Here is a 14,900-nt window from a genome sequence, read left to right as displayed (position 1 = left end):
ACTTTTCCCCTCATGAGGGAACGCTTCAGCGTGATCGTTGAGGCGGCACACAAGAGCGCAGCCAAGCGTAATGCTTCCTAGCATTTTGCTTAGGGTGCGTTTTTGCATATTGCGAGCTGCTAGGTTAGAACGAGTAGCGTTAAGCACCGGTTAAGGAATTGAGGTTTTCACCTTTCATGGCTGAAACGAGCGGCATCAAGCACTTGGTCATCGTGGAGTCGGCGACCAAGGCCAAAAAAATCGCGCCGTACCTTGGCAAGGATTACATTGTTGAGGCTTCGGTGGGGCACATCCGTGACCTCCCCCGCGGCGCTGCCGACGTGCCAGCGAAGTACAAAAAGGAGCCCTGGGCACGCCTCGGCGTGAACACGGAGGACAACTTCACCCCGCTCTACGTAGTGAGTGCCGATAAGAAGAAGAAGGTTGCCGACCTCAAATCCAAACTCAAGGAAGTTGACGAACTTCTTCTTGCCACAGACCCCGACCGCGAGGGCGAGGCCATTGCCTGGCACCTGCTTGAGGTGCTCAAGCCCAAGGTGCCGGTGCGCCGCATGGTGTTCAACGAGATCACCAAACCCGCCATCCTGGCCGCCGCGGAAAACACCCGCGACCTGGACGAAAATCTGGTGGACGCGCAGGAAACCCGCCGTATCGTGGACCGCCTCTACGGCTACGAGGTCTCCCCGGTGCTGTGGAAGAAGGTCATGCCGCGCCTTTCCGCAGGACGCGTGCAATCCGTTGCCACCCGCGTGATCGTGGAACGCGAGCGTGAGCGCATGGCGTTCATCTCCGCGAGCTACTGGGACCTGGAGGCCACCTTCCACGCGGAGCAAGCCCAAGACGGCAACCCCTCCATCTTCACCGGGCGCCTGAGCTCGGTGGATGGCAAGCGGGTGGCCACAGGCCGCGACTTCAGTGACCGCGGCCAGCTCACCGGAGACGCCGTTGTGCTGGACGAACAGCGCGCCCACAAGCTCGCGGAAAACCTCAGCGGTGCCCCAATGGCGGTGGCGAGCGTAGAGGAAAAGCCCTACACCCGCCGTCCATACGCCCCATTCATGACCTCCACCCTGCAGCAGGAGGCTGGACGCAAGCTCCACTACACCTCCGAGCGCACCATGCGCATTGCGCAGCGACTGTACGAAAACGGCCACATCACCTACATGCGTACAGATTCCACCACCCTCTCTGAGCAGGGCCTCAAAGCAGCCCGCGAGCAGGCGGTGGCGCTGTACGGCAAGGAATATGTGGCTGACGCCCCACGCCGCTACGACCGCAAAGTGAAAAACTCCCAGGAAGCCCATGAGGCGATCCGTCCGGCGGGCGAGCGCTTTGCCACCCCCGGCGAGCTCGCCGGCCAACTGGACGCAGAGGAATTCAAACTCTACGAGCTGATCTGGCAGCGCACCGTAGCCTCCCAAATGGCCGACGCCCGCGGCACCAGCATGAAGGTGCTCATTGGGGGCAACGCTACCGACGGCACCGCCGTGGAATTCTCCGTCACCGGCCGCACCATCACCTTCCAGGGCTTCCTGCGTGCCTACGTGGAGTCCGTGGAGTCCACAGCAGAAAATGCCGACGGCCGCGCCGTTGCCGACAACGCCGAGAAGCGCCTGCCGCAGCTTGCCCAAGGAGACGCCCTCGCCGTCGATAAGCTTGTTGCCGAAGGCCACAGCACCAACCCCCCTGCCCGTTACACGGAAGCCTCCCTGGTTAAGAAGATGGAGGACCTGGGGATCGGCCGCCCGTCCACCTACGCCTCGATCATTAAGACCATCCAGGACCGCGGCTACGTGTACTCCCGCGGCAACGCGCTTGTGCCGAGCTGGGTGGCATTCGCCGTGGTTGGCCTCATGGAACAGAGCTTCGCCTCCCTGGTGGACTACGACTTCACCTCATCAATGGAAGATGAGCTCGACGAGATCGCCGCAGGTCACGAGCAGGGTTCCGCGTGGCTCAAGGGTTTCTACTTCGGCGATGCGAACGCTTCCGACGCCACCGCGGAGTCCATCGCCCGCCAAGGTGGCCTGAAGGCGTTGGTGGGGGACAACCTCGAGCAGATCGACGCCCGCAGCGTGAACAGCCTGCCCCTGTTCGACGACGCCGAAGGCCGCCCCATCTTCGTGCGCGTGGGCCGCTATGGGCCATACATCGAACGCCAGGTGGGCACCAAGGACGGCGAGCCGGAATACCAGCGCGCTAACCTCGCGGACTCCATCACCCCTGATGAGCTCAACCTCGAACTCGCCGAGAAACTCTTTGCCACCCCGCAATCCGGCCGTGAGCTAGGCATCAACCCCTCCAATGGGCGCGTGGTGGTGGCCAAGGAAGGCCGCTTTGGCCCCTACGTCACCGAACTCCTCGGCGAAGACGAGCGCGAGCGCGCCGCCGCAAAGGCCGAGGAAACCGTGGCCGCCGAACGCGCCGAGGAAGACGCCCAACGCGCCGCCGAAGGCAAACGCGCCAAGAACTGGGAAACCAAAACCGCCGCTGCCGCCAAAGAAAAGCGCATCAACCAAATCATCGAGGAAACCCTCAAGCCCGGAACCGCCTCCCTGTTTTCCACCATGGAGACCGCCACCATCACGCTTGACGACGCCCTCAAGCTCCTCTCCCTCCCGCGCGAAGTGGGGGTGGACCCGGCCGACGGCGAGCTCATCACCGCACAAAACGGCCGCTACGGCCCTTACCTCAAGAAGGGCAGCGACTCCCGCTCCCTGAGCAGCGAAGACCAAATCTTCACCGTGACCCTCGACGAGGCCCGCCGCATCTACGCCGAACCAAAGCGCCGCGGCCGCGCCGCCACGAGCCAATCGGTGATTAAGGAACTCGGCGACAACGACGTCTCCGGCAAACCCATGAGCGTCCGCGACGGCCGCTTTGGCCCCTACGTCACCGACGGCACCACCAATGCCTCACTCCGCCGAGGCGACGACCCAACCGCACTCACCGACGCCCGCGCCAACGAACTCCTCTCCGAGCGACGCGCCAAAGAAGCCGCCGACGGCGGCACGAAAACCAGCAAGAAGGCAAGCAAAAAGACCGCGAAGAAAGCCGGCAAAAAAGTCGCGAAGCGGCCGGCGCAGACAACCAAGCGGGTAGTCAAGGCTGGGGCCCGGAAAAAATAACCCCTCATGGACAAGTCCATGAGGGGGATTGGCGGCGGTTAGGCCTTCAGCGTTTTCACCCAGCGGTACAACCCCGCGATGATGGCAACGTAGGCCACCACGCCGAGGACCTCCGCGAAGCGTCCGAACTCAAACAGTGCGAGTGGGGATTCCTGCCCGCTTGCAGCGATGATGCCTGCGTTGAGCACGCCAAACAGGGATTCGCCCACGATCAGGCCGGTGGCCAGCAGGATGCCCATGCGCTTCGAGGTTTCCGGCTTGGCCTGCTTCTCTGCCCAGCGGTCGTAGAACATGCCCAGGAACGCGCCGAGCGGAATCATCAGCGTCAGTGAAACGGGCAGGTACATGCCCATGCCCACGGCCAGCGGCGGCAGGGCGAAGCGGGTGGTGCGGCGCAGCACCTCATCAACCACAATCACGCCCACGCCGATCAGCGCGCCGAGCCCAATCAAGGACCAATCCAACGAGTTGCCAAAAATACCATTCGCTACCGACGAAAGCAGCGCCGCCTGCGGTGCTGCGAGGGCGGATTCTCCCGCGCCTTCCATACCCACGAAGCCGAAGCCGGTGAGCATGAGTTGCAGCACAGGTGGGATGATGATGGAGCCGAAGAGCACACCGATCACCAGTGCAACCTGCTGCTTCCATGGGGTGGCGCCAACCAACTGGCCGGTCTTGAGGTCCTGCAGGTTGTCATTGGAAATGGTGGCGATACCGAACACTACTGCTGAGGTGAACAGCGTGTAGGCCACCAGCGCCGGTGCGTTGGTCTGGGACTCATTGCCGGTGACGGCCTTGATGAGCAGCGCGGAGGTGAGCACTACGATGATGCCCACGCCGGAGATCGGGGAGTTGGATGCGCCGATCAAACCGGCCATGTAGCCACACACCGACGCCACGATCAGGCCGATGAGCAACACGAACACGATGCTCAAGATGATCAAGGTGGCGGTGTGGTGGGAGATTTCGGAGACGTGCACGAACAGGTAGAGCAGCGCGCCCACAGGAAGCATGGAGGCCAAGATGGTGCCCACCACCACGTTGAAGGGGATGTCGCGTTCCGTGATTGGCACTTCTTGGCCCTCATGGCGCAAGCGCGAGGAGCTCAGGGAATCCTTGATGCCCTTCACGATCGGGCCGATGATCTTCACCAGCGTCCAGATCGCGGCCACCGCCATGGTGCCAGCGCCCACAAAGCGCACTTCCTGGGAGAAGGTGGTGGACACAACCTCGGCAAGCTCGGCGGTGCCTATGGCGTCCGCGCTAAAGGTGGGCAGGAGGACGAAGAAGGAGATGATCACGCCCACGATCATGGAAATACCGACGCTCACGCCTACCAGGTGCCCCACACCGATCAATGCAAGCGAGAGGCTGGAGCCCAACATCGTGCCACCTGCACCGAAACGGAACACGGTAGCCAGTTCACCGGCGGTTGCCTTCAGGGCCGTGAGCAGGCCCAGGCCTGCAGAAGCCAGACCACCGGCCAGGATCACGTGCAGGCCTTTGCGGTTTTCCTCTGGGTTGGCGTCGGCGGATTCGGTGTCGCCGATTTTGAGGACCTCGGCGGCCGCAACGCCCTCGGGGTAAGGCAGGTCAGAGCCGGTGACTAGTGCGCGGCGCAGCGGGATGGAGTACATCACGCCCAAGATGCCGCCGATGGCCACCACCGCGGCGGTGGTCCAATATGGGAAGCCAGTCCACCAGCCCACCATCACCAGGCCTGGCAGCACAAAGATGATGGCGGAAAGCGTGCCTGCTGCCGAGGCAATGGTCTGCACAATATTGTTTTCCTGGATCGAGTGCCCAGCGAACTTGCGCAGGATCGCCATGGAGATCACCGCGGCGGGGATCGACGTCGCAAAGGTCAACCCCACCTTCAAGCCCAAATAGACGTTCGCCGCGGTAAACACGAGGGTGATGAGACCACCGATGATCACGGCGCGCAGCGTCAGTTCGCGCACACCCGACGAGGTGGAATGCGTGGTCAAATTAGCCACCGAAGTTCCTTTCACTTACAAGTAATGCCTTGGTTTGCATTCTTTACAAGCGTAGGGCTTGGGTGGGGCTGGCTCCGAACTCAGGCGGCCCATTGTGAGATTTCTCCCCTCATGAATGTGTTCATGAGGGGAGGGGCTAGCTGCGGTCGGCGAGGGTCGGCCGGATCGGCCGGGCAAGCTGCGTCATTAGGTTGCGCCCCCGCAGTTCCACGGACTTCATGAGGGTCCAGCGGGCTTGCTCGGCCTCGTTGGCCTTGGCCAGGGTGCTCGCGTTGGTGAGTACGCGCCCTGGGGTGTCTTTGGCGAGTTCGGTGAGGCGGGCGGCGGTGTTGACGGCGTCGCCGATGACGGTGTACTCAAAGCGGTCGTGGCCACCGATGTGGCCGGCCACCACGTGGCCCGCGGCCACGCCAATGCCCGCCTGCAGGCGCAGCCCCTTGAGTTCTTGCCGCAGCTCTCGCGCGGCGGTGAGGGCGTGCCCGGTGGCGTCGGAAAGCGTGATGGGGGCGCCGAAGACGGCGAGAGCGGCGTCGCCCTGAAATTTGTTGATGATGCCCTTGTTTTTGTGGACTACCTTGACCACTTTTTCAAAGAAGCGGTTGAGCTCGTCCACCACTTCCTCGGGGTCGTGGGTGACGGCGAAGGTGGTGGAGCCGATGACGTCCACGAAGATCACGGCGACCTCGCGGTCCTCGCCGCCAAGTTCGGGGCGTTCCTCGAGCGCGCGACGGGCCACTTCGGTGCCAACGTAGCGGCCAAAGATGTCGCGGACCCGCTGACGTTCGTGCAGACCACGCATCATTTCGTTGAAGCCTGCTTGGAGGACTCCGATCTCGGAGCCGTCGTAAATGTCCACCTGGACGTCGGTTTCGCCGCGGCGCACCGAGTTGATGGCGCGCTGCAGCTCCTGGATGGGATCGACCACGCTCATCACGGACAAAGTGGTTCCCAAAAAGCCCGTGACCAGTGCGGCGAGGCTCAGTGCCACCACCGCCGGCATGATGTCCTCCACCTGCTCGGTGAAGTAACCCGCGCGCTGGCCCACGAACATCAGTACAATCCCGGCGATGGGCATGGCGGAGGTGGCCAGCCAGGTCAGGCGTAGCCGCCACTTCACCGGGGGCTCCAGGGTGGCGTCTTCAAACCGACGCGCGAGGGCCTCCGCAGCTACCGGACGCACCAGGCGCTCTGCTTCAAGGTAGGTGAGCAGCACTACCACGGCGCCGCCGAGCAGCACCGTCACCGCGATCACCACGGCCAGCTTGCCCGAAGTCTGCGCAGCTACCGACGCCAAAATGAACAACCCCCCCAACCACACCAAGGCGCACAGCGCTGCCTGATAAATGGGGATACGCATTACCAAATTGCGTACCATATTGCGGTCATGGCGCTCGGGGTGGCGTTGCCAGTCCAACACCGGGCGGAACAGCAGGAAGGTCACCACCGCGCCGAAGAGCACCGCCGCCACCACATAGGCCATGCCAATGGCCGGGAGGTGGTTTGCGGATGCCGTAAACGTGGCAAACTCGGGGTTTGGTACCAAGTAGCGCAAAAACAGCATGATGCCCACGGCACCGAGCACATTGGACCCCAGCACGGTGGTGGCATACAAAGGCCAGGCCGTGCCCAGAATCCATGTGACTGCGCGCCAGAACTTGGTCATGTCCACCAATTTAACCACTGATAGGCTCGGTGAGGTGGACACAAGCGATATCTTTTCCCAACTTGGGGTGAGCCGGCATGTCACCGGGGTACTGCGGGCGGCCGCGCAGGCTGCGCGGGGGCAAGGGCAGGCAAGCGCGATGACGCACGCGTGGCTGTTCACAGGCCCTCCTGGCTCGGGGAGGTCTGTGGCTGCGGTGGGATTGGCGGCGTCGTTAGTGTGTGAGCATGAAACCGTGGTCGGCTGCGGGACCTGTACCGGATGCAAGGCTGTGCTTGCCGGGACGCACGGTGACGTGCTGCACATCGTTCCGCGCGAGCTCTCCATCAGCGTGGGCACGATGCGCGAAGCCGTGATCGAGCCCGCTGCGAAGCGCCCCACCGTGGCCAAATGGCGCGTGGTGATCCTGGACAACGCCGACCGCCTCACCGAAGGCGCAGCAAACGCACTGCTCAAAACAGTGGAGGAGCCGCCCGCGCACACCGTCATCATGATGTGCGCCCCCTCCACCGACCCCCAAGACGTCATGCCCACGCTGCTCAGCCGCAGCCGTCACGTGTACGTTCCGCAGCCCAGCGAGCAAGAGGTCGCGGACATTCTGAGTAGGGAGGGGATCTCGCCCGACGACGCCCGCCTGGCCGCCGCAGCCACCGGACGTCACATCGGCCGCGCGAGGCACCTCGCCACAGACCGCGAGGCCCAAACCCGACGCGCAAACATCCTGCGCCTCGCCGAACTCGTCTTCCAAGGCGACCAAGCTTTCCAAGCCGTCACCGCAATCGTGAAAGCCTCCACCAAAAGCGCCGAGGAGGCACTCGCCAAAGAAAACGAAACCGAAATGGAAAAACTCCGCAACGCACTCGGCATGGGAGCCAAAGGCAAAGGCGCCCAAAAGGCCCTCCGCGGCGCCAGCGGGCAAATCCGCGAACTGGAGGAGAAACAGAAGAAGCGGCGCACCAGGGCGATACGGGATACGTTGGACCTGGCGCTCGTGGATCTCGCCGGCCTCTACCGCGACTCCCTCATGGACAAATCTGCTACCCGAGTGCCCGCGGTGCATCCGGATTTTGCCGGTCTGGCTGCGGAATTGAGTGCCAGGGTGGATATTGCGGGCCTGGTGGCATGTTTGGATGCGATCACCTTGGCGCGTGAGCACCTGCAGCAAAACGTGCGCCCGGAGACTGCCCTCGACGCAATGGTGGGGCGGCTGCGCATCGCCTGCGGGGCAGGCGTTTAGGAAGTTTGGCAACCTGTGCGCTAAGCTGCTTTCCGGATCAAATGTGCGTTTTGGTCCGAGGCCGCCTTAGCTCAGTCGGTAGAGCGCTTCACTCGTAATGAAAAGGTCGCGGGTTCGATTCCCGCAGGCGGCTCCAACTTCGGGTCTCGGGTCTCGGGTATTGGGACACCGGAATATCGGGACACCGGGATATCGCTGTGGGGGGCGTTGGTCGATAGCTCAAGGTCGATACCACTCAAAGCCTCCCCTCCTTTCGACCAACGCGCCGCCCTCTCGACCTTAAGGTATCGACCAACGCCCACAATCTCGACGAGGCGTTGGCCCAGCCCTACTTCTTCTTGTTCTGCTTGTAGTAGATCGCGGCGAACATGTACGCCACGAGCCCGAGGGTGATCCAGGTGACGTAGCGGTCGATCACCATGAGGGTGGACTGCACCTGCGTGCCAAAGGTAATGCCCAGGTAGGCGTAGAAGCTCTTGAGGGCAACGGCGAACACGAACGCAAAACCCATCACGGCCCAGCCCCGCGCCCGTGCGATGCCGCCAACAACGGCGATGATCGTCGGCGCGATGGGGGAGAAGGGAACGTATGCCAGCGCCATGGAAATGCCGATGTGGTTGTGGATAAAGCGCTCCAACTTACGGAACCAAAGCGGCGGGCGGCCACCGAAGCTTGAGTCAAGGAACTCCCGCCCCCATCGCTTGCCGATCAGGAAGAACAGCGGCAAAAACTTGATGCTACTTGCGGCAGCTAGCAGCACGACGCCGCCAAGGTAGGGCCATCGCCCAGGATTACTCGCGGCGTGCGAGAGCACGGACAAGCTGGAACCGGTAAGCACGGTGTAGACCATGGTGTGGTTCAGCAGGAGCGTGGCCCGGAAGGGGATGATGGCAAACCCGTAGATGCCCACCGCGATCAGGCCCGCGTATAGGGCCCAGTCCAGCCGGGTGGCGTTTTTGAGAAAACTCGGCATCTCTGAGGAAGAATTCATTGCTCCAACGTAGCCTAATCTTTCTCTTTCCTTCTATTTGTCCATGAGGGGGGAAATCGGGGAGTAGCATGTCCTGCATGTCTACTGGGTCACAGTTTCAGAAAGCGTGGTTGGGTATCGCGCTGGCGGTGTTCACAGTCGCTTGGGGAGGAAACCACTACACGCCCCTGCTGGTGCTGTATCGCGAGCAGGGTTTCTTTGGCCCAGTGTTTATTGATCTCATGCTGGTGTCTTACGCGGCGGGCGTGGCGCTGGGGTTGCTGGCGGCGGGGCCTGCGTCGGATCGCTATGGGCGCAAGGTTGTCATGCTTCCGACGCCCGCATTTGCCGCCCTCGCCTCCCTCATGATTGCCGCGGGGGAGCATAACGCGTGGCTGATGGGGTTCGGTCGGGCGGCGGCTGGCGTGTCCGTGGGTATTGCCATGACGGCTGGTGGGGCGTGGATTAAGGAGCTTTCCGCAAAGCAGTATGACCCCTCCGCCAACGCCCGATCCGGCGCCAAACGAGCCGCAATGGCCCTGACCGCGGGCTTCGCCTTGGGCCCTGCTGTGGCGGGCACGCTTGCGCAGTGGGCACCGTGGCCGGGGCAGCTCGCCTTTTACCTGCACATCGTGCTGTCCCTGGCGGCTACGCCCCTGATGTTGCGCCTGCCGGAGACTCGGCACTCCGAGCGGCTGGATACCCCCGGTGGGTTCTGGAAAGACATGGCAATCCCCTCATGGAAACACGGGCGCTTCCGCTTCGTGGTGATGCCCATGGCGCCGTGGGTGTTCGGCGCGGGTTTCACGGCGTACGCGATTTTGACCAAGCAGATCTCCGCTCATGTGGAGTACCCGGTTGCGCTGTCGGCACTGGTGGCGCTGGTGACCCTCGGCTCCGGGTTCGTGGTCCAGCAGTTCGGCCCGCGGATCGCCGGCGAGTCCCCCTCCCGCGGCCCCGTGGTGGCCATGAGCGCCGCGGTGATCGGCATGGCGCTGGCCACGTACACCACCATGGCGCCCTCGGTGCCGCTGGTGCTGATCTCCTCGGTGTTCCTGGGGCTGGCCTACGGCCTGTGCGCCTACATCGGCCTCGCGGAAACGCAGGCCATCGCCACCGACGACGACATGGCCGGCCTCTCCGGTATCTTCTACTGCCTCACCTACCTGGGCATGCTCTTCCCAGCGCTGCTCACCATGCTCAGCCAGGTGTTCAGCTACCCAATGATGCTTGGCTTTGGCGTTGCGGTGGCAGCGGTGACGCTGTTGTTGATGCCGACGCTCACAAGGCGCTTCCCCGCGAGCTAAGCAAGAGCGCGCAGGAGGTAGTCTCCATACCCGGATTTGCGCAAAGGTTCAGCGAGGGTACGGAGGGCGTCGGCACTGATGAAGCCCTGCTGCCACGCCGCCACCTCCGGCGAGCCGATCACTTGCCCCGTGCGCTTTTGCAGGACTTCCACGTAGAGGGCGGCTTCGCTCATGGAGTCGATGGTGCCGGTGTCCAGCCACACGCTGCCACGCTCGAGCCTGTGGACGCGCAGCTCGCCGGCGCGGAGGTAGGCCTCGTTGACGGCGGTGATTTCCAGTTCGCCGCGCGCCGAGGGGCGGATTTGCGAGGCGATCTCCACGGCGCGATTGTCGTAGAAATATAGCCCCACCACGGCGTAGTTGGACTTGGGCTGCGCCGGTTTTTCTTCGATGCTCGTGGCCACGCCGTGTTCGTCGAAGGCCACCACACCGTAGCGCGCCGGGTCGCCCACCTCATAGGCAAACACCGTTGCTCCATGAGGGGAGATGCCTTCCTGCAGGGCGGGACCTAGGCCGTGGAAGATGTTGTCGCCCAGCACCAGCGCCACGCTATCTGTGCCGATGAACTCCCGGCCAATAACAAGCGCCTGGGCGAGCCCCTCGGGCCTAGGCTGCACCGCATACTCCAGCCGGATGCCCAGCCTGGAGCCGTCGCCAAGCAATCGTGCAAACGCGGGTTGGTCTTCGGGGGTGGTGATCACCAGGATCTCCCTGATGCCCGCCTGGATGAGGGTGGTCAGGGGGTAGTAGATCATGGGTTTGTCGTAGATCGGCATGAGCTGTTTGGAAATGCCCAACGTGATGGGGTGCAGCCGTGTGCCGGAGCCGCCGGCCAGGATGATGCCTTTCACTTAGATGCCTCCCTGGTGTTCTGTTAAGTAATCCTCCAAGTATTCCGCCAACTGCACGCGCCAATCCCTCGGGAAAAAGCCCGTGGCCTGCAATTTATCTAAGGCGAGTGCGGAGTGAGTGGGGCGCGGCGCTGCGGCGCCGAATTCGGCGGTGGTGCAGCGTTGCGCGGGCAGGATTTCTTTGGCCACCTCGAACCAGCTCACCACATCGCCGCTGGCAGTGGCGTTGTAGGTGCCGTAGGGTGCACCGGTGTTCATGAGGTGGGCTGCGGCGGCGGCGAGCTCCGTGGCAAAACTGAGGCGCCCAAACTGATCATCCACCACCTTGGGCACCACGCCGCGCTCACGGAGCGCAACCATGGTGCGCACAAAGTTCGGGCCGTCGCCGACCACCCAACTGGTGCGCAGGATGTAGTGCTGATCGGTGGCCATCACGGCGGCGTCGCCGGCGGCTTTGGCTGCGCCGTAGGTGTTGATGGGGGAGAATGGTTCATCCTCCGTGTGCCACGGCCGCTGCCCGTCGAACACGTAGTCGCTGGAAAAGTGCACGACGGGAATGTGGTGGCGCTGCGCTAACCGGGCTACATTCGCCGCGCCCGTGGCGTTGACTGCCCAAGCCTTGGCACGCCCTTCCTGTTCCGCTGCATCCACCGACGTGAATGCCGCAGCGTTGATCACCGCCCGGTACCCCCGCCAATTCAGCGCCTCCAAGGCCGCGAGGTCCGTGATGTCCAAGGAGGAATCCCGCAGGTCAGCACCCGGGAATTGCGCGGCGAGGGCGCGGCCAACCTGCCCGTTCGCACCAACGACGAGCACAGGGCGCGCAGGCACCGGCGTCGCCAGGGCCAGCGGCGGGTGGTGCTTATCTTTCTCCGAAAGCTCGGCCTGCTCGAGTGGGATCGGCCATTCAATGCCCACCGAAGCCAAGTTCACAAAAGAGTACTGTGCGTTTGCGCTCCAGTGATCGTTGACCAGGTAGGTATAGGCCGTGTTCTCCCGCAGCGCCTGGAAGCCATTAGCCACGCCCCTTGGCACGAACACCGCCTGGGCGGGTGTGATCCGCGCAGTAGCCACGTTGCCGTACGTTGGCGAGCCCTCCCTGAGATCACACCACGCGCCGAACACCTCCCCGGTGGCCACCGACACATACTTATCCCACGGCTCCGCGTGCAACCCGCGAGTAGTGCCCACCTGCGCGTTGAAGGAAATGTTGTTCTGCACCGGAAACAGCCTCGGCCCGCGGCCGGCGTGCCAATTTTCTTTGAACCAGCCACGATTGTCTCCGTGGACAGTGAGCTCGATGATCTCCAGGCCCTCAATGCTGCCGAACATCAATCACTGCCCCCTCATGGAATACTCGCGTTCCACCCGTTCCTTGGCAGGCTCCCACCAAGCGCGGTGCTGCTCATACCAGGCGATCGTGTGCGCCAAACCCGCGCGCATCCCTGTGGTGGTGTCCGTGTACTTTGGTGCCCAGCCGAGCTCAGTGCGCAGCTTGGTGGAATCCATGGCGTAGCGCATGTCGTGGCCTGGGCGGTCCGCAACGTGCTCAAAGTCGTCGGCGTCCCTCCCCATGAGCTCATTGATGAGGCGGACCACCTGGAGGTTGTTCACATGGTCGTTGTCCGCCCCCACGATGTACGTCTGCCCAAGGGAGCCACGTTCCAGGATGAGCAGCACGGCATCATTGTGGTCATCCACATGGATCCAATCGCGCACCTGCTCGCCCGTGCCATACAACTTGGGGTGGCCACCGGCCAAGATGTTGGTGATCTGCCGAGGAATGAACTTCTCAATGTGTTGATACGGGCCGTAATTGTTCGAGCAGTTCGAGATCGTGGCCTCAATCCCAAAGCTGCGGATCCACGCCCGCACCAAATGATCCGAGCCAGCCTTCGTTGCCGAATACGGCGAGGAAGGATTGTAAGCAGTCTGTTCCGTGAATCGGGCGGGATCATCCAACGCCAAATCCCCAAACACCTCATCAGTGCTGATGTGGTGCAGCCGCACACCATGTGCGCGCACCGCCTCCAGCAGGGTGTAGGTGCCCACCAGGTTGGTGTGTACGAATGCGCCGGGGCCGGCTAGGGAGTTGTCGTTGTGGGATTCGGCGGCAAAATGCACCACCACGTCCATCCCCCTCATGAGTTTGTTCATGAGGGGGGAGTTGCAGATGTCGCCTTCCACCAAGCGCACATCCAACCCCTCCAAGTTGGCGCGGTTGCCGGCGTAGGTGAGCTTGTCGATGATGGTGACGTCGTAGTCGCTGCGGGTGGCCAGGGTGCGCCGCACAAAGTTGGAGCCGATGAACCCCGCGCCGCCGGTGACAAGCATCTTCATAGGTGGGTAGTTTACTCGCCTGGGAATGGGGGGAGTTTGGTTTGGTGGAGCCAGGATTGCCAGAGGGTGTCGAGGGCTTGGGGGTCGGCGCCTGCTTGGAGGGCGGCGTTGCGCAGGTCCATGGGTTCCACCACGGAGTGTTTGCCGGAGGCTACGTAGGAGCGGAGCATGGTGAAGAAGGCGTCGTCGCCGAGCAGGGTACGCAGGGCGTGGACCACCATAGCGCCGCGTTTGTAGACGCGGTCATCGAACATGTCCTTCGGCCCGGGGTTGGCCAGCAGCAGGTCTTGTGGTTTGGCGGCGAGGCCCAGGTAGTGCTCCTTGGCGGATTCGGCCGCGGGTTTGCCGGCGGAGTGCTCGAACCAGAGCCATTCGGCATAGCAGGCGAAGCCCTCGTTGAGCCAGATGTCGTCCCATTGGGCAAGTCCTAGGGAGTTGCCGAACCACTGGTGGGAGAGTTCGTGGGCGATGAGGCGCTCCCAAGCGTGATCGCCGCGCGCGTGGTTGGCGCCGAAGATGGAAAGCCCAGCCGCCTCGAGGGGGATCTCCAGCTCATCCTCGGTGACCACCACGGTGTAGATGCCAAAGGGGTAGGGGCCGAAGAGTTCGGTGTAGCAGTCCAGCATGGCCACCTGCTGCGCAAAATCCTCCATGAAGTCGGCCTTGAGCGCGCGTGGGACGTATGCCACCACGGGCGTGCGTGCGTCGGAAAGCTCAACCTTCTCGTATTGTCCCACCTGCACCGTTGCCAGGTAGCTGGCCATGGGTTGCGGCATTTCGTAAACCCAACGGGTGCTGGCGCCGCTGCGCTGTGCGCTGCGCAGGTGGCCGTTGGCGACCACGGTGTACGTGCTGGCGGTGGTGACGGCGATGCGGTAGGTGGCTTTTTCGTCGGGGGTGTCGTCGCAGGGGTACCAGGAGCGGGCGCCGTTGGGTTGGCTGGCCACCAGCGAGCCGTTGCTCAGTTCCTCCCAGCCGAGCATTCCCCATGAGGAGCGCACGGGCCGCGGATTGCCCTGGTAGGTGATGGTGAGCTCGAATTCGGCGTCGGCGGGGATGGGGGTGGTGAATGTGACGCTGAGTTTGAGGTTGCGGTGGCTAAAGCGCTTGACCTCCACCTGCGTGGCCGGGCTGAACATGCGCACCGACACCTGCTTCACCTGCAGCGCCCCACTCAAATCCAACGTGAGCCGCTCGAGTTCCAGGTAGGAATCCATGCGCAGGGTGGCCGTGGCGCGCAGGCGATTGGGACCCACGGCGTAATCCAGCTCCAGGTCATAGTGGCGCACGTGGAAGCCCAGGTTGAAGTCCACGCCCGTGTAGGAATCGCGCACACCCGGCACGGGGGTGGAGCGCAGGCGTTGGGAGGTCCGTTTGGAAGTCATCGATTGCTCATCCTAGTCCCCT

At 63.1% G+C, this 14,900-nt stretch carries 10 protein-coding genes and 1 tRNA gene; 4 read left to right on the top strand and 7 right to left on the bottom strand.

The genetic code is table 11. From position 1 onward, the window contains the following. Positions 1 to 176 precede the first annotated feature (176 nt). Positions 177 to 3,128 carry a type I DNA topoisomerase gene (topA, locus tag NQ018_RS02885; RefSeq protein WP_257058244.1) on the top strand — a complete coding sequence of 984 codons (2,952 nt, stop codon included), beginning with the start codon at positions 177 to 179 and terminating at the stop codon, positions 3,126 to 3,128. A gap of 38 nt (positions 3,129 to 3,166) precedes the next feature. Here topA and NQ018_RS02880 read toward each other — a convergent pair whose 3' ends face one another. Together NQ018_RS02880 and NQ018_RS02875 are read right to left on the bottom strand one after the other, a co-directional pair. Then, positions 3,167 to 5,125, bottom strand: a complete 1,959-nt coding sequence (locus tag NQ018_RS02880; protein ID WP_257058242.1) for an OPT family oligopeptide transporter — start codon at positions 5,123 to 5,125, stop codon at positions 3,167 to 3,169. 136 nt (positions 5,126 to 5,261) lie between these two features. Next, entirely contained in the window at positions 5,262 to 6,788 is a 1,527-nt protein-coding gene (locus tag NQ018_RS02875) for an adenylate/guanylate cyclase domain-containing protein (protein ID WP_257058240.1), read from the bottom strand. A gap of 34 nt (positions 6,789 to 6,822) precedes the next feature. On the opposite strand from NQ018_RS02875, the gene NQ018_RS02870 reads away from it, so the two are divergent. Then, the gene (locus NQ018_RS02870; protein WP_257058238.1) at positions 6,823 to 8,025 is read left to right on the top strand and encodes a DNA polymerase III subunit delta'; all 1,203 of its coding nucleotides are present in this window, start codon (positions 6,823 to 6,825) and stop codon (positions 8,023 to 8,025) included. Between the two features lie 60 nt (positions 8,026 to 8,085). After that, positions 8,086 to 8,161 (top strand) — tRNA-Thr (locus NQ018_RS02865). A 192-nt stretch (positions 8,162 to 8,353) separates the two neighbouring features. Here NQ018_RS02865 and NQ018_RS02860 read toward each other — a convergent pair. Continuing rightward, the gene (locus NQ018_RS02860) at positions 8,354 to 9,016 is read right to left on the bottom strand and encodes an SNARE-associated domain-containing protein (protein WP_257058236.1); all 663 of its coding nucleotides are present in this window, start codon (positions 9,014 to 9,016) and stop codon (positions 8,354 to 8,356) included. Between the two features lie 77 nt (positions 9,017 to 9,093). Between NQ018_RS02860 and NQ018_RS02855 the strand changes: the two genes are divergently transcribed. Beyond that, complete coding sequence (locus NQ018_RS02855; RefSeq protein ID WP_257058234.1) at positions 9,094 to 10,302, top strand: MFS transporter; 1,209 nt, start codon at positions 9,094 to 9,096, stop codon at positions 10,300 to 10,302. Here NQ018_RS02855 and rfbA read toward each other — a convergent pair. The 4 genes from rfbA to NQ018_RS02835 are packed head-to-tail and all read right to left on the bottom strand — an operon-like array spanning position 10,299 to position 14,878. Continuing rightward, the gene (gene rfbA, locus NQ018_RS02850; protein WP_257058232.1) at positions 10,299 to 11,153 is read right to left on the bottom strand and encodes a glucose-1-phosphate thymidylyltransferase RfbA; all 855 of its coding nucleotides are present in this window, start codon (positions 11,151 to 11,153) and stop codon (positions 10,299 to 10,301) included. The two genes, NQ018_RS02855 and rfbA, sit on opposite strands and share 4 nt — an antisense overlap. Continuing rightward, on the bottom strand, positions 11,154 to 12,485 hold the full coding sequence (locus NQ018_RS02845; RefSeq protein ID WP_257058230.1) for a sugar nucleotide-binding protein: 1,332 nt from the start codon (positions 12,483 to 12,485) through the stop codon (positions 11,154 to 11,156). Positions 12,486 to 12,488: 3 nt separating this feature from the next. Continuing rightward, a complete protein-coding gene (gene rfbB, locus NQ018_RS02840) occupies positions 12,489 to 13,487 on the bottom strand; it encodes a dTDP-glucose 4,6-dehydratase (RefSeq protein WP_257058332.1) in 999 nt (332 codons plus the stop codon). Positions 13,488 to 13,504: 17 nt separating this feature from the next. Next, positions 13,505 to 14,878, bottom strand: a complete 1,374-nt coding sequence (locus NQ018_RS02835; protein ID WP_257058229.1) for a M1 family metallopeptidase — start codon at positions 14,876 to 14,878, stop codon at positions 13,505 to 13,507. Between the last annotated feature and the right edge of the window lie 22 nt (positions 14,879 to 14,900).

The sequence above is a fragment of the Corynebacterium kozikiae genome, assembly GCF_024580965.1.
GTDB lineage: Bacteria > Actinomycetota > Actinomycetes > Mycobacteriales > Mycobacteriaceae > Corynebacterium > Corynebacterium kozikiae.
Note: the sequence above shows the minus strand (reverse complement) of the source record. Positions and strands in the feature narration are given on the sequence as shown.